The organism is Bauldia litoralis, from assembly GCF_900104485.1.
Taxonomy (GTDB): Bacteria; Pseudomonadota; Alphaproteobacteria; order Rhizobiales; family Kaistiaceae; genus Bauldia; species Bauldia litoralis.
Genome location: NZ_FMXQ01000002.1, coordinates 491431 through 508140 on the forward strand (window position 1 = coordinate 491431; position 16710 = coordinate 508140).

Below are 16710 nucleotides of genomic sequence, written 5' to 3' on the forward strand. Positions count from 1 at the left end.
GGCTCTCCCCCGGTCAGCCGCCCTTCAACCGCTCCAGCGGCAGCACCTGGTCGACGTCGAAATACCCCTCCCAGGGATCGGCCTTCTGCCGCTTGAGAAGCGTCTCGGCGTTCTCCACCGTCGCCGACCGGGCATCCTTCAGCCGCGACAAAGCCTGCCATGACACCGGCCATGCGACGGGAGCACCCTTGCGCGCGCGTGGCGAGAACGGCGTGATCGCCGTCGCGCCGCGCCCGTTGCGCAGGTAGTCGATGAAGATCTTGCCCGTCCGCTTCGCCTTGCTCGCCACCGCCAGGTATCGGTCCGGCTCGTCGGCGGCGATGGTGCGGGCCAGCGCCTCGGCGAAGACCTTGACCTCGTCCCATCGGTAATGCGGCGTCAGCGGCGCCACGACGTGTATCCCCTTGCCGCCGGTCACCATGGGAAAGGTCTCGAGCCCGAGCCCCTTCAGCCGATCCCGCATGTCGCGGGCGGCGCTACGCACGGCAGCGAAATCCATCCCCTCGTCCGGATCGAGGTCGAAGACCAGCCGATCCGGCGTCTCGATCGTTGCGTTGTGCGAGCCCCAGATGTGGAGTTCCAGCGCCCCCATCTGCACGCAGGCGACCAGCCCCCGCGCGTCCTCGATATAGAGGTAGAGGTCGCTGCCCTTCTTCTCCTTGATGCGGATCGGCTTGAACGCCTTGGGAAAGCCCGGCGAGGCATGCTTCTGGAAGAAGCAGTCGCCCTCCGCGCCGTCGGGGCAGCGGACCAGGCTGAGCGGCCGGTCGGCGACATGCGGCAGGATATGCTCGGCCACGGCGATGAAATAGGCCGCCAGCGACCGCTTGGTGATCCCCTGGCCGGGAAAGATCACCTTGTCGGGATGGGTAACCCGCACCCCCTCGATGGTGATCGCCTTGTCGTCCTTTGAGTCGTCGATCGTCACGATCTCAGACGCCGCCCGCTTGCGCCCCTTCGCCTTGCCGTCATCCTTTGCCATCGCATCCGTGTCCTTCGGCACTTCCGCCACGATGTCGCGCGCCGGCTTGTCCGTCCGCAGCCCCTTGAAGCTCCCCTGCCGGATCGAGCCTTCGTCGGTGAAGCCCCGAAAGGCGATCTCGGCCACAAGTTCCGGCCGGACGAATTTCGCCTTCCTGCGGACATCGGCCGGAACGTCCGGCGCCGGCGGGTCCTTGACCACACGCTTCTGAAGTTCCGGCCACAGCGTCTCGAATTCGCGGTCGCCGAATCCACTGCCAACGCGGCCGCGATAGGAAAGTTCGCCGCCTTCGCGGACCGCCAGCAGGATCGACGAGAACGGCCGCGCCTTAACGTCGGACGGCCGCCAGCCGATGATGATGAACTCCTGGCCGAAGCCGCATTTTGACTTGAGCCAGCTCTTGCTGCGATCCGAGCGATAGACGGAGTCGGCGCGCTTGGAGACGATGCCCTCCAGCCCCATCTTGCAGACATTGGCGAACATCTCGCCGCCATGGCCGACGACGTGATCGGAATAGAAGAGCGGCCCGGCCCGCGGTTGGTCGACGAGTAGCGCCGCCAGCTTTTCCTTCCGTTCGATCAGAGGCTTGCGCCGCAAGTCCTCGCCGTCGAGGCTGAGCAGATCGAAGAGATGGTAGCCGATGCCGCGCCCCTTGCCCTCGCCCAGCGCATCCTGCAGCGCGCCGAAATCGGTACGGCCCGCCTTGTCGGTAACCGTCACCTCGCCGTCGAACAGCGCCGCCTTGCAGGGAAGGTCGAGCAGCGGCCGCACCAGCGGCTGGAACCGATCGGTCCAGTCGTGGCCGCGCCGCGTATAGATCGCCGCTTCGCCACCGCCGATGGCGGCAATCGCCCGGTAGCCGTCATACTTGATCTCGTGCAGCCAGTCGTCGCCGTCCGGCGGCGCATCGACCAGGGAGGCAAGCTGCGGCGCGACATACTTGGGCGGCGAAAACTGATTGCCAGCCGCCTTTGTCCGCGACCTCCCGCGCTTGATGTTGAAGCCGGAATCCTTCCACTCGACATTGCCGGCCGCGATCTCCTCCATTGACCTGCCGGAGCGCACGCTGGTCAACACCCGCTCGATGATCGGTTTTGTCTCCTCCCCGGCGTAGCCGTCCTTCTCCTTGATCAGCAGCCAGTTCTCGTGCTTCGAGCGCTCGCGCGGCTTCGGCTTCATCCGCACCAGCACCCATTTGCCGCGCAGACGCTCGCCGTGCAGGATGAATTTGAAGTCGCCTTTCTCGAGCGCTGCCTCCGGGTCGCCGACCGGCTCCCACGTCCCCTCGTCCCACAGCATCACCGTGCCGCCGCCGTATTCCCCCTTGGGGATCGTGCCCTCGAAGTCGCCATAGTCGAGCGGATGGTCCTCGACATGAACGGCAAGCCGCTTGTCGGCCGGGTCGTAGCTCGGCCCGTTCGGCACCGCCCAGGACAGAAGCACCCCGTCGAGTTCCAGTCGGAAGTCGAAATGCATCCGCGTCGCGTCATGCTTCTGGATCAGGTAGCGATGCCCGCCGGCGGCGCGGCGCGCATCGTCGCCGCTCGGCTCGGCCGTCTTCCCGAAATCGCGCTTGGCCTGATAGGTCGAGAGACTGGCCTTGGCCATCAGCCCGCCGCCTCGCTCTTGCCCTGCGGGTCGTCCTGTCGGGCGGCGAACCGCGCGCTCAAAACCCGCCACACCATGTAGATGACACCGGAAACGATGACGATCAGCAGCCGGAAAACGCCGGTCGGACTCAGCGCCCCGGCTAGGAAGAAGCCGATCAGAACCACCGCCGCCACCACGAACAGCGCCGTCAGCAGGATTGCCCACACCGACTCGTAGAAGCCCGGCCGCCGCTCCACGAACGTCTCGCCCTCCCCGGCAAGGCGCTCGAAGGCGTCGGCAAAGGCGCCGAAGGCTGGCTTGTCGATCATGTCATGGATGACGACCCGGAATGGTGGCCGCCGAACGCCGATCGTCACGGATTCGACCTCCTCCGCCCGGTAGCGCGACCAGTCCCGGTCGCGACGAAAGAACCGCATGTCCGAAAAGCGAAAGAACTGCTCGCGGGAGCGCAGCCCGAGGTAGCGCGACAGGAGCGGCCGGAACGACCGGCCAAGCCCCTCCCCGGTCAACCGGTAGCGCATGTCCCCTGCCCGTATCCCGAGGACCAGGAGGATGCCGGCGAACAGCGCCGCCATCGACACCAGCATCGGCGGGTCGAAGGCAAAGGATAGCGTCATGGCCAGCAGCCCCATTCCGGTCGCCGCAAGGATGGTCGGCCATGGCCGGCCGATGAAGCCACGCGTCGCCAGTTCGGCGATCACGTCCGGCGCCTCGCGATCGGCCGCCCGTTGCCCGTCTTCGTGGTCTTCCACGACCGATCAGGCGGCGCGACGGCCCCGGGATGACGTCTTCTTGGCCGAGCCGGACTTTGCGGAACTCTTGCCGGCAGGGGCCTTCTTGGCCGCCGGTTTCTTGGCCGAGGCCGCGGCCTTCTTGGTGCTGGTGCTGGCCTTGCCGCCGACGCTCTTCTTCAACGCTTCCATCAGGTCGATGACCTTGGCGCCGATCTGCGGCTCGTCGATCGATTCCGGCGGCCGGTTCTCGACCTTGGCCTCGATCAGTTCGCGCAACGCCGCCTCGTAGGGGTCGCTGAACGCCTTGGGGTCGAATGGCTTGACCTTGCGCTCGATCAGTTCCTCGGCAAGCGACAGGAGTTCCGGCTCCGGCTTGGCGTCCGGCACCTCGGCGAAATAGGCGTCCGGCTTGTGGACCTCGTCGGCATAGCGCAGCGTCTCGATCATCAGACCCTTGCCGCTCGGCCGCAGCGCCACGAGGTTCGAATGACCGCGGGCGACAATGTGGCCGATGCCGACCTTGCCGGTCGCCTTCAACGCCTCGCGCAGCACGACATAGGCCTCGCCGGCCGTCGCGTCGTCTTCCGGCGAAACGTAATAGGGCTTGTCGATGTAGAGGAACTCGACCTCGTTGGCGTCGACAAACTGGATCAGGTCCAGCGTCTTCTTGGCCTCCAGCTTGACGTCGTCGATCTCGTCCTCGGTGATCAGGACATACTTGCCCTTCTCCACCTCGTAACCCTTGACGATATCCTCGGCCGCCGCCTCGCCGACACCCGGCACCACCTTCTGGTAGCGGATGCGCTTGCCGCTCGGCTTGTGGATCTGGTTGAAGCTGATCCGCGCCGCCGATTTGGTCGCCGGGAACACCTGAACGGGGATCGAAACGAGCGCCAGCCTGATCTGGCCCTGCCAATACGCACGCGCGGCCATGGTTTCTCCTTTACGCAAAACAACGGCGGAACCCGCCAAGTGTTCCGGCCCAACCGCCGACAGTATCGGCGTTGAACCTAACGGACAAATAACATTCGCTCGATTACATCTGTTCTCGTTGCGTTCTATACTTTCCTGCCGGCCCGGTTGCTTGTCGGTCCAGGCGCCGGTTCGACGGACCTATTGCCCCGCCTCGACGGCGGCCGCTGCCGCGCCAAGGTCAACGGGCGCGCCGCTGTTCTGGTTGAGATAGGCGATGATGTTTATCCGGTCCTCCGGCCTGGCCAGGCCGACAAACGCCATCTTGCCGCCGGGCACGACCGTCCGGGGCGCCTCGAGATACACGTCGAGACGATCGACCGACCACACCCCGCCAAAGGCGATCATTGCGTCGCTATAGGAATAATCCCGCGCCGCCACCGGCCGACCGACCGCACCCCACAGGTTGGGACCGACCCGCGCCGGCCCGCCTTCCTCGATCGTGTGGCAGGCTCGGCACTTGTTGAAGACCTTCTGGCCCTTGGCCGGATCGGCCACCGCGAAGCGCTCCGTCAGCGACTGGGCATGAGCCCCGCCCAGTCCGACCACCGCCGCCACCGACACGGCGGCCATCCATTTCACCCGTCTCATGCCGTCCTCACCCCGTCTGTCCTTGTCGCGCGCGTGCCAAGAGCAGCGCCTTCTCCCGCGCATTCTGCGTCAGCTCCGCCCCGCGCAGGAATTCCGCCCGGGCCTCGTCGAGGCGGCCAAGCTTCTCCAGCATGTCACCGCGCACGCTCGGCAGCAGGTGATAATTCTTCAGGGTCGCCTCGTTGGAAAGCGGCTCGAGATGGGCAAGTCCCGCCGCCGGCCCGAAGGCGAAGCCGATCGCCACCGCGCGGTTCAGTTCGACCACCGGCGACGGCGTCAGTTGGGCCAGCGCCTCGTAGAGCGCCGCGATCCGCACCCAGTCGGTCTCCTCCGCCTCGCCCGCCCGGGCATGGCAGGCCGCGATCGCCGCCTGCAGGCGATAGGGACCGGCCGCCTCGCCCAGCGCATCGGCCCGCGCCAGCGCCGCCAGCCCCCGGCGGATCAGCAGGTGGTCCCATTGCCCCCGGTTCTGGTCGAGCAGCAGCACCGGCGCGCCGTTGGCGTCGGTCCGCGCCGCGAAGCGCGACGCCTGAATCTCCATCAAGGCGACAAGCCCATGCACTTCCGGCTCGCCCGGCGCCAGTTCCGCCAGGATCCGGCCGAGCCGCATCGCTTCCTCGCAAAGCTGCGGGCGGATCCAGTCGTCGCCGCTGGTCGCCGCATAGCCCTCGTTGAAGATCAGGTAGATGACTTCGAGCACCGAGGGCAGCCGCTGCCCGAGCTCGGCGCCATGCGGCACCTCGAAGGACACCCCCGCATCGGCCAGCGTCCGCTTGGCCCGCACGATCCGCTGCGCCATGGTCGGCTCGGCGACCAGGAAGGCCCTGGCGATCTCGCCGGTGGTCAGGCCGCCGAGCAGCCGCAGCGCCAGCGCCGCCCGCGCCTCGGTCGAAAGCAGCGGATGGCAGGCGGTGAACATCAGGCTGAGCAGGTCGTCGCCGATCTGGTCGTCGAGCCCCGCGTCGGGATCGGGCGCCGCGTCCTGCGCCGCCTCGAGGTCGGCGACGATGTCCTGCGCCTTGCCCGCCGCCATCCGGGTGTGGCGGATGCGATCGATCGCCCGGCGCTTGGCAGTGGCCATCAGCCAGGCCCCCGGATTGTCCGGAATGCCCACCTTCGGCCAGCGCTCCAGCGCGGCAACCAGCGCGTCCTGCGCCACTTCCTCGGCCAGCCCCACGTCACGCACCATCCGCACGAGACTGGCCACGAGCCGGGCCGCCTCGATCCTCCAGACAGCGTCGATCGTCCGCCGGATATCGGTGGTTGTCATGCCCACCGATATCCCACTTCCGATTCACCCGTGCAAGCGATCGCCTGCCCCCGGAGACCGCCGTGCGATCAGGACGACGGTTCACCGGCATTGACCATCCACCGGGCGCCGAACTTGTCGACAAGCATGCCGAACCCGGCCGAAAAGAAGGTTGGCGAAAACGGCATCTTGACCGTGCCGCCTTCGGCCAGCGCATCGAAAATCCGCTTCCCTTCGTCGGCGTCGGCGAATTGCAGCGATACGTAGACGCTCTGCATCGGCTCCTGGTGATCGGGCGGAGAATCCGAGCCCATCAGGATATCCTCGCCGAGGTCGAGAGCGGCATGCATCACCTTGTCGACCCACTCGGCCGGCACATAGGCCTCGGCCTCGGTGCCGCGGTGCTTCATCATCGCGGTGATCTTGCCGCCGAGAACCTTCTGGTAGAACGTGAAGGCTTCCTCGCAGTTGCCGCTGAAGAAAAGGTACGGATTGACGCGCATCATGCAGTCTCCCTTGCTTGTGTTTCCTGAAACGGTGCGTTGGCGTCCCGGCAGTCCGTTGCATACATCTGGCGAATCTCGCTGACGCCTTCCCAGCCGGGCCAGTGCTTTCGGTGGAGGTCCATGAAGCGTTCGGTCCAGGCCACTGCCTCCTCCCGCGAGGCAACGTCGTAGATCGCGAAACCACCGATCACTTCCTTGGCTTCGCTGAAAGGCCCATCGGTCACGCTCACCGAGCCCCCGGAGATGCGGACCTCCGCGCCGGCGGCCGTCGGCATCAGTCCGCCGACCTCGCCCATCACACCCGCCTCGGTCGCTTCGACGCCAAGCGCGCCGATCGCATCCATCAGCGCCTGCGGAGGCGGCGTACCGGTCTCGACCGACTTCACGATCACCATGAAACGCATCGGCAATGCTCCTTCTGTCTTGCCCGTTGACGACAGCCATGGCGCGGCCGTCGCCCTTTGAAGAGACGACGAGCCACCCCGGCCGGAATCGACAGCGCCGGCAGACAGAAAGAAGAAATAAGTACGCAGCCGCGCCTTAGCGGGCGCCGTCCCAGCAGGGGCCGAGTTCGCGGACCTCGATGATCGACCATTCGGCCGCCGGACAGGCATTGCCGATCGCCACCGCCTCGTCGCGGGTCTCGACCGTCAGCAGGAAGAAGCCGCCGATGATTTCCTTGGCCTCGGCAAAGGGCCCGTCGACCATGGTGCGGGCGCCGTCGTGGTGCCGGATGCGAACGGAAGACTCTTCGGGCGTCAGCAGCGACTGGGCCGTCACCAGTTTGCCTTGCGCATCGAGATCAGCGGCGAAGCGCTGCATGGTCTCGTAGCGGCGCTGCCCCTCCGCCGGCGCGACGTCCCGTTCGCCCGGCTGCTCGACCACCACCAGCATGAATGTCATCCGACCCCTCGCCTCGCTGCGACTGACCATCGCGTCGTATCCTCCCGCCGCCCGGCGGTAAAGGGGCTGAATCTCTGCTGTGCTGCCTGGCATGTCAGCGTGCCTCGAAGGCCGCTTCGAGCTTGGCGATATCGAACTTGATCTGCGACATCATCTCCGTGGCGACGCGCGATGCCTTCTCCCTGTCCGGGTCGCTCATCATCGTCCCGAGCACGGTCGGCACGATCTGCCAACGCACCCCGTATCTGTCGGTGATCCAGCCGCAGGCCTGCGGTTTGCCGCCATTCTCGAGGATGGCGTCCCAATAGCCGTCGATCTCCGCTTGAGAACCGCAATTGACCATGAAGGAGATGGCGTCGTTGAAGGCGTCATGCGCCCCGGCGCTCATTGCCATGAAGGCCTGGCCGAAAAGCGTGAAGTTGACCACCACCACCGAACCGGGCGGACCGCTCGGGGACTCCGCCGCCATGGACGAGACGTTGTCGACGCTGGAATCCGGAAAGATGCTCGCATAGAAGCGCGCGGCTTCCTCCGCTTCCCGGTTGAACCACAGGAAGGGCGTGATCTTCTGGATGGATGTTTCGGTCATCGCATGGCCTTTCGTGCCGGATGATCCCCACGAGCCGCGCAGCGCCGGCCCCGGAGCGTCAGCCGTTGTTGATGTGCAGGATATTGCCGTCCGGGTCCTTGAACCACACCATCCTGAAGTCGCCAGAGGCGTGGATGTCGCCATCCCGCTTGACCCCGGGCATGTCGTAATGCTCGAAGCGGACGCCGGCCGTCTGCAGGGCTTCAACGATGCCCGCAAAGGCCTCGCCGGCGCCCCAGGTCGCCGAGGTCGCCCTGTTGGTCCCGGCAAACTCCGACGCATAGACGACCATCGACGACCCGCCGCTCTGGAAGACCAGCACGGCCTCGCTGTCCTCCGTCGACTTGAGGCCGAGGGTCTCGCCGTAGAAGCGCCGGGCGATTTCGAGGTCCTTCACCGCCACGGTCGCCGCGACATCAATATTGGCAAGCATTGTCCGTCTTCCTCCAGTTCCGGCAGTGAGCACCAGCCGCCTAGGCCTTTTCGTCGATCAGCCGGCCGACGGCGCGGTGGTGATCGATCGCCGGGCCCTCGCCGAAATCCTCCAGTTCGAAGAGCTGGCGGATCTCGATTTCCCCGTCTTCGCCATAGGGATTGGGGCAGCGTCGCGCCCATTCGATCGCCTCTTCCTTCGACTTGGTCTGGAAGATCCAGTAGCCGGCGATCAGTTCCTTGCTCTCCGCGAACGGCCCGTCGATCACCGTCCGCGTGTCGCCGGTGAACCGGATCCGCGCCCCTTCCGAGGTGGGCTTGAGTCCGGTGCCATCAAGCATCACACCGGCCTTGACCAGTTCCTCGTTGTAGCGCGCCATTGCCGCCAGCATCTCTTCCGACGGCATCTCGCCGGCTTCCGAGGCCTTTGTCGCCTTCACGATCACCATGAAACGCATTGCCTTGCTCCTTCGAGCTCGTCAGGACATTCCACCCTTCGCAATCAATGACGAACGACGCCGCGCGGTATCGACACGCCCGGCACATTTTTCGATAGGATCGCGCCAATCGGGAGAAAACGATGATCGTCGTCTCGGGCGGCCAGACCGGTGTCGACCGCGCCGCCCTGAAGGCTGCCGTAGCGCTGGGGCTGGCCCATGGCGGCTGGGTGCCGCGGGACGGATGGGCCGAGGACCAGCCGCAACCGCCTGGAATCTGCGCCGACTATCCGGAGCTCAAGCCGACGCCCTCCGCCGATCCGGTCGAACGCACCGAGTGGAACGTTCGCGACAGCGATCGGACGCTCATCCTCGTAAGCCCGGGTGGCCTCGCCGCCTCCCCCGGCACCGCCGCCACGCTGCGTTTCGCCAGGTGTCTCGGCCGGCCGGCGCTGGTCGTGCCGGTTGACGCGGTGGACGCTGCCGGCCGCATCGCCGCATGGCTGCCCGGCGCCACGTCGGCCCTCGTCCTCAATGTCGCAGGTCCGCGCGAGAGCGAAGCGCCCGGCATCCAGGCGGCAGCCGAAGCGATTCTTCGTCACGCCCTCACCCGCTATGCGATGACGGCCCGCTGAAGCCGGATGCGACTGTTCGAGGATCAGAGATGCTGCGTCTCGGCCGGCTCGTTCCACCAGTTGTCGTGGCGCCCGTCGAAATAGCGAACAGGAGCGCCGATCAGTTCCTCGGGCGTCACGTCGTCGAGACAGGCGAGCGAGACAGAGCAGACTGCGCCACCGAGTTCCTCGACATAACCGCGGCTGAAGGCGTGGACCCCGCAATGCCGGCAGAACGGCAGATGGCCCGACCGGGTATTGAACTGGTAGTCGGTCAGGTCAGCTTCGCCGGCCTGCAGGCGGAAGGCCTCTGGTTTGACCACCGCATTCCAGTTGCGCAGCTTGGTGCAGATCGAGCAGTTGCACTTGCCGACGCCGGCCGCGAGGTCGATGTCGGCCTCGAAGCGCACCGCCTGGCAGTGGCAGCTTCCGTGATAGGTCTTGGCGGTCATGTCGGGTTGTCCTCGGTTTGGATGATCACGGGACGACCGTGGTTTCGCGCTGCGACAGATCCTGTCAGCAGCCTATTCCCGCTCGGGGATTTCCATCGCGTCACGCCACGCCTTGACCAGCGCCGTCCGCCGCTGCGGGTATCGCTCGCCCGTTGGCGACAACCGCTCGATGCGGTCGGTGCGGAAATGGCGGAACGCCTCCCGCAATTCGCACCACGCGGCGATCGTCTCGCGCCCTTCATAGAAGGCGAGCGCGATCGGCCAGATGGTCCGTTCGCTGGCCTTGCCGGCGACATCGACATAGGCGATGCCGAGCGTCTGCTCGCGGCGGATCGCCTCCCGGATCGTCGTCAGGTCGACCTTCCGTTCGCTCCGCAGCCAGTCCGGCGGCGCGAACAGGCCGACATTGGCCATGGCATCGCGCAGGTCCTGCGGCGCCGCGGCGGCGATCTTGGCCAGCGCGTTCTGCGCCGCCTTGGCCAGCGCCGGGTCCTTCTGCTGCTCGACCCAGCGTGCGCCCAGCACCAGTGCTTCCACCTCGGTCTCGTCGAACATCAGTGGCGGCAAGAAAAACCCTCCCCGCAACAGGTAGCCAAGCCCGGCCTCGCCGTCGATCGGCGCACCAAAGCCGATCAGCGCCTGGATATCCCGGTAGATCGTGCGGACCGACACCGACAGCTCTTCCGCCAGCGTCGCCGCGGTAACCGGCCGACGATGACGCCTCAGCGCGTCCATAAGTGTCAGCAGTCTCTGGATACGGTCCATGTCGGTGGCTTTCGGAAGGACGGTCAGGCTGCGCGGGATGACGTCAGAGCGCCAGGCGAATTCGCTCGAGGACCAGCAGCCGTTCCTTCTGCACCGTCCCGCCATAGGCGGAAAAGCCGCCGAGCCGGTCGCCGCTGGCCAGCACCCGGTGGCACGGAATAACGATCGGCACCGGGTTCCTGGCCATCGCCTGCCCGACCACCCTTGCTGCGCCCGGCGTCCCGGCGCTGCGCGCCAGCCCGCCATAGGTCACCGTCTCGCCCCATCGCACCCGACGCGCCGCGTCGAGGAAGCGGCGATGGGCGTCGCTGGCCCCGCCGAGATCGAGGTCGATGCCGGCAAAATCCACCTCCGCGCCGTCGAAATATCGCTGCAGGTCGGCGATTGCCGCGGCCGTCGCCGGCGGCGGCTTTCCCTCCGCCCGCAGGCTGGCGAACCGCCCGAGCCGCGCCTCGGTCGCCGCCCGGTCGACCTCCGGGAGTTGCAGCGCCACGATTCCGGCCTCGCTCCAGGCGATGCCGCAGACACCGAAGGCGGTCTCGAACAGCGTATGCCGGAGCGCCCTGGCCGGTGCGCGGAAAGCGGTCTGGGAAGCGGCGGAATCCATCGCTTGCGTTTGAGTCGGATCGTTCTGCGTCAAAATGTATCATAGGGCGTTCGCGACTGAGTCGCGAACCGAACCCAAAGAAGGCGGAGGTTTCCCATGGAGACGGTAGCTGGCGAAGGCACGAGTATCCTTGTTGCGATCATTATCTGGATCATTGTCGGCGGCATCGCCGGCGTTCTCGCGGCCATGGTGGTGCGCGGCGCCGGCTTTGGCCTCGTCGGGGACGTCATCCTCGGCATCATCGGCGCGGTGGTCGCCGGCTGGCTGTTCCCGCTTCTCGGCATCTCGCTCGGCGGCGGCATCATCGGCGCGATCATCTCGGCGGCGATCGGCGCGATCATCGTGCTGCTCATCGTCAAGTTGATCAAGCGAGCCTGACCGGGCGATCCGGAACGGGACTGATCGAGCACCTGGGTCGACGGCGCACGCGCCGCCGGCTGTCTGCATGAAAAGCGGCTGAACGACCGCCTGGCGCGGTCCCGCCGCGCCTCAGATGACGAAGTCGTCGACCATGAAGTCCTTGTGGTCGAGATCGACCTTCTTGTCGATCTTGGCGAACAGCACCTGCTTGGCCCCGCCCTTGCCGTCCCCGTCGTAGAAGACCTTCTTCCCGTCGCGGATGATGTGGTCGTTTTTGTCGCCCGCCTTCTTGCCCTCGACGAACTCCTTCTTGCCGACCTTGGTGCCCACGGCGGCGAAGATGTCCTGGTCGAGCACGATCTTGTCCTTCTTGTGCTTGAAGTCCTTGAGCTTGTCGGCATTGGCGGGGCCGAGCGCGTCTGCGAAGACGAACATGTCCTTGCCGCCCTTGCCGAGCAGCTTGTCCTTGCCGAGCCCGCCGGAGATCGTGTCCGCCGCGCCGCCGCCGTTCAGCGTGTTCTTGCCGGCGTTGCCGACCAGGATGTTGGCGAGATTGTTGCCCGTTCCATTGATCTTGGCCGAGCCGGTCAGCACAAGGTTCTCGACATTGGCGCCGAGGGTGAAGGTGACGCTGCTGGCCACCGTGTCGGTTCCCTGCCCGGCGAATTCGGTGACGCCGTCCCCGGCATTGTCGACGAAGTAGGTGTCGTCGCCGGTGCCTCCCCGCATGTCGTCGGCGCCGGCGCCACCATCGAGCCCATCCGCCCCGTCGCCGCCAAAGAGCGCGTTGTTGCCCGAATTGCCGACGAGGATGTTGGCAAGGCCGTTGCCGGTCCCGCTGATATTCGCCGTGCCGCTGAGCCCCAGATTCTCGACATTGTCGCCGAGAAGATACGAGATGCTGCTGACGACCGTGTCGGTCCCCTGTCCGGCGGATTCGGACACCATGTCGCCGGCGTTGTCGACGAAATAGGTATCGTCGCCGCCGCGGCCAAGCATCAGGTCCGCGCCTGTGCCGCCGTTCAGGATGTCCGCCTGTGCCTGGCCAAGCAGCGTGTCGGACCCGCCGAGGCCGTTGACCGTCGCACCATCCTTGCGGCTGGTGATGACGTTCGCGTTGCCATCGCCATTGATCGGGCTGGTGCGCGGATCGAAGATCGTCGCGTGGATGTCGACATCGGTCGGGGCATTGTCGACGTCCTCGAAGCCGACGATGAAACGTCCGTCGCTAAGCCCGGCAACGACCGGATTGTCCTCGACGCTGAAATTTTCGGTGAACTCGCTGCCTACCTTGGTGCCGTTCGCGTCGAAACGCTGGCCCCGTACCACCCCGCTCCCAGGGTCGTTCCAGACGACGACGAAGCCGCCTCCCGAAAGGGCCGCGACATGCGGATCGTCTTCGAGCGCAACACCGCCGGAGACCGTTTGGGTCGTCACGACGGTGCCCGCCGACGACACGATCGCCATTTTTGCGTCGATGTCGGTGGTGCTGTCTACGAACTCGTCCTCGAAGACGACAACGAAATTCCCATCGGAGAGCGCCGCAACTTCCGGATTGGTCGCGTCGTCGTCTTGGTCGAAGATCACGAACTCGTCGCCAAGCGTCACCAAGTCCGCGCTCAACGTCTTTCCGACGATATCCGTATCGCCGGCATTGTTCGATCGTTCGTAGGTGATCAGGTAGTCGCCATTCGCCGCCATCGCGATCGATGGGTTGGCAAGCGTATCGGTGCCCGGGTCGAGTTGAATATCCAGGTTGGAGATAGGGCTGCCGTAGACATCGAAGAACTCGATGACGATCCCTGTGCCGCTGGCGTCGGTGTCTTCGTAAACGGCGGCGAACCCGCCACCCACGCGCGGCGCAAGAGCCACGTCCTGCTCGTTGTCGGCGTTGCGCAACCTGTTGACCAGGAATTCGCTCCCGATCGTGTTGCCCTCGGCATCGAAGATCTGGCCGACGAGGTCACTGCCGGCAAAGGATGTATCGTTCGCGATCGGCCCACCCGCGGCCTCCGTCCAGACCGCGACGTACCGCCCCAGGCCGATATCGATGATCGCGACGTCGGACTGCGAACCAGTCCCGGTCTGGTTGACCTGCTCGCGTCCCTTCCAGACAGTCGGTGTCGTAACCATTGGCTTGCTCCCCCTGATGGCGACTCCCGCCGGAGCGACAGCCAGTATGTGCGCGCGATCGAAATCTGCGCGGGTTCACCCTCACGAATTGGCTGGACGGATGACACCGGCCTGACGGGCCGGCTCCTTCCCCCCGGAAGTATTGGCCCAATAAAGCGGATCGAATGCAGTTAATCACGCAATAAAACGACGCAGCGCCAATATTCGCGGATGGAATAGCCGATATGTCCTACATTATCTGGCAACAACGGGGACCGGACGACCTGAAGCTACGTATCTCCGGGATCCACATCCATGATTCCATTGCCATCATCGGCAAGAGCACGGTGCCTCAGCCGGCCTTTTCACTCCGGCCCCGGCAACCGAAAGCGTGAGCGCGACGGCCTCGTTTCGCCGGCTGCCCCGGCCGCACAGGCGGCAAGCTTCCCTGCCCCGCCCGGCCCGCCTCAGCGCCAGCCGAGCCCCGGCGCAACATGGGTCAGGATCGCCTCGATGACATGGGCGTTGTAGTCGACGCCGAGCTGGTTCGGCACGGTGAGGAGCAGCGTGTCCGCCTCGGCGATCGCCTCGTCGCCCTTCAGTTCGTCGATCAGTCTGTCCGGCTCGGCGGCGAAGGAGCGGCCGAAGATCGCCCGCGTGTTCTCGTCGATCATGCCGATCTGGTCCTGGCTCTCGCCGTTCCGGCCGAAATACATCCGGTCGCGGTCGTCGACGAGCGCGAAGATCGAGCGGCTGACCGAGACCCGCGGCTCCCGCGCATGCCCGGCCGCTGTCCAGGCGTCGCGATAGGCGCGGATCTGCTTCGCCTGCTGGACATGGAACGGCTCGCCCGTCTCGTCGAATTTCAGGGTCGAGGATTGCAGGTTCATGCCGAGTTTCGCCGCCCATTCGGCCGTGGCGTTGGTCGCCGAGCCCCACCAGATCCGCTCGCGCAAGCCCTCCGAATGCGGCTCGACCCTGAGCCGTCCCAGCGGGTTCGGAAACATCGGCCGCGGGTTCGGCTCGGCGAAGCCCTCGCCGCGCAGCACCTCGAGAAACGTCTCGGTCTTCTGCCGGGCCATCGCCGCGTCGTCTTGTCCCTCCGGCGGCGCGTAGCCGAAGTAACGGTAGCCGTCGATCACCTGCTCCGGCGAGCCGCGCGAGATGCCGAGCTGCAGCCGCCCGCCGGCGATGAGGTCGGCCGCCCCGGCGTCCTCCGCCATGTAGAGCGGGTTCTCGTAGCGCATGTCGATGACCGCCGTGCCGAGCTCGATGCGCGACGTGCGCGCCCCGCAGGCCGCCAGCAGCGGAAACGGCGAGCCGAGCTGCCGGGCGAAATGGTGCACCCGGAAATACGCGCCGTCCGCGCCCAGTTCCTCCGCCGCCACCGCCAGCTCGATCGACTGCAGCAGCGCGTCCGACGCCGAGCGCGTCCCCGACTGCGGCGACGGGTTCCAGTGACCGAAGGAAAGGAAGCCGATGTTCTTCATGGGGTCTCGCTGACGGAGTGACGTGTGCGGCCCATGCTAGCGCAGATTCCGAGCGGGTTGAATCGGCTTGGCGAGCCCCCCTCCTGTCCCCTGATCGAGCCGGGGCAAGCCCTCCCCCGTTCAGGGACCTGTCGCGCAATTGGAGCAAGGCGGTCCTGCGTGCTTCGAGGCTCGCTGCGCTCGCACCTCAGCATGGCGGTGGTTTTCCGCTGCGAAACAGATGCTTGAGCCATCCTGAGGTGCTCGGGCGAAGCCCGGGCCTCGAAGGACGCAATGCCCGTGGATCGGGGCGGCGTCCCGGCGGCAACGCTAATTGACGCGCAATCGCGCGAGGCCTCGATCCGCTCCACCCCTTACCGGCAGATCGGCAGTTTCCCCGGCGGCGCCGGCGTCAGGGACGCCCGCCATTCGTCGATGATCGGCCGTAGCGTTGCCTCGGGCCAGAACCGGGGCGCGCCGATCGCCCGCAGGCACGTCGCGTTCCAGTAGAGCCCCGCGTCCGACAGCGACCGCCGCGCCTTCACCGCATTGGCGACGGCATTGATGTCGCCGGATTCCGGATAGATATACACCGTCGTCGGGTTGTCCTGCGCCAGCGCGAGGATCAGCTCGGAAGCGGCCGGCGACCAGGATGTGCAGCCATTGCTGCGGCCGCCGGTGTAGTTCACCAGGCTGCCATAGGGAACGTATCCCTCCTCGTCCGCATGGGGGCTGCCCGGATTCTTGAAGCGGCACTGCCACCTCAGGAAGACCGCCGGATGCCCGCCGATTTCACGCTCCCTGGCATTGGCCGTCTCCCCCTCGCCCTCGAACTGCAGGAAGGTGCGCAGGAAGGGCGTCCGCTTGCCCGAGATGGTGGTGTAGCCCTTGAACGACGTCCGCGGCTCGGCCGTCACATAGGCCCCGCCCATGGTCAGGTTGGACCCCTCCGCGTTGGAGAAGTTCTGCGCGCATTCCCGCCCGTTCGAGAAATTCGCTCGGGCGAGCTTCCGCCCGTTGCCGTAGCCGGACGAGACAGCGCGAAACGTCTGGTCCGCCTCGCAGATGACGTAGAACCGGCGGCCCGGCTCGCCATCCCGCGACGTGCTGGGCCGCGTCGCGTCCATCGCGAAGTAGCAGGCATTATGCACCGCCCCTTCGCCGACCTTGCGGTGGTGAAGCGCCCGCGCCCGCTGCAACACCACCGGCGCGATCTGCCCCTCCTCCGTCCCGACATGCGGCAGCAGCCAGTCCGGAATGCCCAGGGGCTCAGCCGCCAGCGACGGCGACGCGCCCGCAACAAGAGCCATGACGCCGATGATGAG

At 66.3% G+C, this 16710-nt stretch carries 20 protein-coding genes; 3 read left to right on the plus strand and 17 right to left on the minus strand.

Features of this window, described 5'->3' with window-relative positions:
* Positions 1-13: 13 nt before the first annotated feature.
* From ligD to BLT60_RS06330, 11 genes are all read right to left on the minus strand, one after another.
* A complete protein-coding gene (gene ligD / locus BLT60_RS06280) occupies positions 14-2590 on the minus strand; it encodes a DNA ligase D (protein WP_090875539.1) in 2577 nt (858 codons plus the stop codon).
* Entirely contained in the window at positions 2590-3345 is a 756-nt protein-coding gene (locus tag BLT60_RS06285; RefSeq protein WP_090875540.1) for a hypothetical protein, read from the minus strand. Before BLT60_RS06285 ends, ligD begins: the two co-directional genes overlap by 1 nt.
* Positions 3346-3351: 6 nt before the next feature.
* Positions 3352-4260 carry a non-homologous end joining protein Ku gene (gene ku, locus BLT60_RS06290; protein ID WP_090875541.1) on the minus strand — a complete coding sequence of 303 codons (909 nt, stop codon included), beginning with the start codon at positions 4258-4260 and terminating at the stop codon, positions 3352-3354.
* 180 nt (positions 4261-4440) lie between these two features.
* On the minus strand, positions 4441-4890 hold the full coding sequence (locus BLT60_RS06295; RefSeq protein WP_244521160.1) for a c-type cytochrome: 450 nt from the start codon (positions 4888-4890) through the stop codon (positions 4441-4443).
* A 7-nt stretch (positions 4891-4897) separates the two neighbouring features.
* Complete coding sequence (locus tag BLT60_RS06300) at positions 4898-6160, minus strand: RNA polymerase sigma factor (RefSeq protein WP_090875543.1); 1263 nt, start codon at positions 6158-6160, stop codon at positions 4898-4900.
* Positions 6161-6228: 68 nt separating this feature from the next.
* Entirely contained in the window at positions 6229-6642 is a 414-nt protein-coding gene (locus BLT60_RS06305; protein WP_090875767.1) for a VOC family protein, read from the minus strand.
* Positions 6642-7049, minus strand: a complete 408-nt coding sequence (locus BLT60_RS06310) for a YciI family protein (RefSeq protein WP_090875544.1) — start codon at positions 7047-7049, stop codon at positions 6642-6644. The genes BLT60_RS06305 and BLT60_RS06310 overlap by 1 nt, the downstream gene beginning before the upstream one ends.
* Positions 7050-7185: 136 nt before the next feature.
* A complete protein-coding gene (locus BLT60_RS06315) occupies positions 7186-7548 on the minus strand; it encodes a YciI family protein (protein WP_090875545.1) in 363 nt (120 codons plus the stop codon).
* 94 nt (positions 7549-7642) lie between these two features.
* Positions 7643-8122 carry a VOC family protein gene (locus BLT60_RS06320; protein ID WP_425284975.1) on the minus strand — a complete coding sequence of 160 codons (480 nt, stop codon included), beginning with the start codon at positions 8120-8122 and terminating at the stop codon, positions 7643-7645.
* Positions 8123-8195: 73 nt separating this feature from the next.
* Complete coding sequence (locus BLT60_RS06325) at positions 8196-8570, minus strand: VOC family protein (protein ID WP_090875547.1); 375 nt, start codon at positions 8568-8570, stop codon at positions 8196-8198.
* A gap of 40 nt (positions 8571-8610) precedes the next feature.
* Positions 8611-9027, minus strand: a complete 417-nt coding sequence (locus BLT60_RS06330; RefSeq protein WP_090875548.1) for a YciI family protein — start codon at positions 9025-9027, stop codon at positions 8611-8613.
* A 122-nt stretch (positions 9028-9149) separates the two neighbouring features.
* Between BLT60_RS06330 and BLT60_RS06335 the strand changes: the two genes are divergently transcribed.
* On the plus strand, positions 9150-9641 hold the full coding sequence (locus BLT60_RS06335; protein WP_090875549.1) for a putative molybdenum carrier protein: 492 nt from the start codon (positions 9150-9152) through the stop codon (positions 9639-9641).
* 23 nt (positions 9642-9664) lie between these two features.
* Here BLT60_RS06335 and BLT60_RS06340 read toward each other — a convergent pair whose 3' ends face one another.
* The 3 genes from BLT60_RS06340 to BLT60_RS06350 all read right to left on the minus strand — a co-directional run bounded on the left by BLT60_RS06340 (position 9665) and on the right by BLT60_RS06350 (position 11444).
* On the minus strand, positions 9665-10072 hold the full coding sequence (locus tag BLT60_RS06340) for a GFA family protein (RefSeq protein ID WP_090875550.1): 408 nt from the start codon (positions 10070-10072) through the stop codon (positions 9665-9667).
* 72 nt (positions 10073-10144) lie between these two features.
* Complete coding sequence (locus BLT60_RS06345) at positions 10145-10837, minus strand: helix-turn-helix transcriptional regulator (protein WP_090875551.1); 693 nt, start codon at positions 10835-10837, stop codon at positions 10145-10147.
* Positions 10838-10880: 43 nt separating this feature from the next.
* Positions 10881-11444, minus strand: a complete 564-nt coding sequence (locus tag BLT60_RS06350; RefSeq protein ID WP_090875552.1) for a methylated-DNA--[protein]-cysteine S-methyltransferase — start codon at positions 11442-11444, stop codon at positions 10881-10883.
* Between the two features lie 96 nt (positions 11445-11540).
* Between BLT60_RS06350 and BLT60_RS06355 the strand changes: the two genes are divergently transcribed.
* Entirely contained in the window at positions 11541-11822 is a 282-nt protein-coding gene (locus tag BLT60_RS06355; protein WP_090875553.1) for a GlsB/YeaQ/YmgE family stress response membrane protein, read from the plus strand.
* A gap of 111 nt (positions 11823-11933) precedes the next feature.
* Here BLT60_RS06355 and BLT60_RS06360 read toward each other — a convergent pair whose 3' ends face one another.
* Entirely contained in the window at positions 11934-13937 is a 2004-nt protein-coding gene (locus BLT60_RS06360; protein WP_090875554.1) for a calcium-binding protein, read from the minus strand.
* A gap of 224 nt (positions 13938-14161) precedes the next feature.
* Between BLT60_RS06360 and BLT60_RS24295 the strand changes: the two genes are divergently transcribed.
* A complete protein-coding gene (locus tag BLT60_RS24295) occupies positions 14162-14311 on the plus strand; it encodes a hypothetical protein (RefSeq protein WP_175478312.1) in 150 nt (49 codons plus the stop codon).
* Positions 14312-14383: 72 nt separating this feature from the next.
* On the opposite strand, the gene BLT60_RS06365 is transcribed toward BLT60_RS24295, so the two are convergent.
* Together BLT60_RS06365 and BLT60_RS06370 are read right to left on the minus strand one after the other, a co-directional pair.
* The gene (locus BLT60_RS06365) at positions 14384-15406 is read right to left on the minus strand and encodes an LLM class flavin-dependent oxidoreductase (protein WP_090875555.1); all 1023 of its coding nucleotides are present in this window, start codon (positions 15404-15406) and stop codon (positions 14384-14386) included.
* A 353-nt stretch (positions 15407-15759) separates the two neighbouring features.
* The gene (locus tag BLT60_RS06370) at positions 15760-16695 is read right to left on the minus strand and encodes a hypothetical protein (protein ID WP_090875556.1); all 936 of its coding nucleotides are present in this window, start codon (positions 16693-16695) and stop codon (positions 15760-15762) included.
* Positions 16696-16710: the final 15 nt, after the last annotated feature.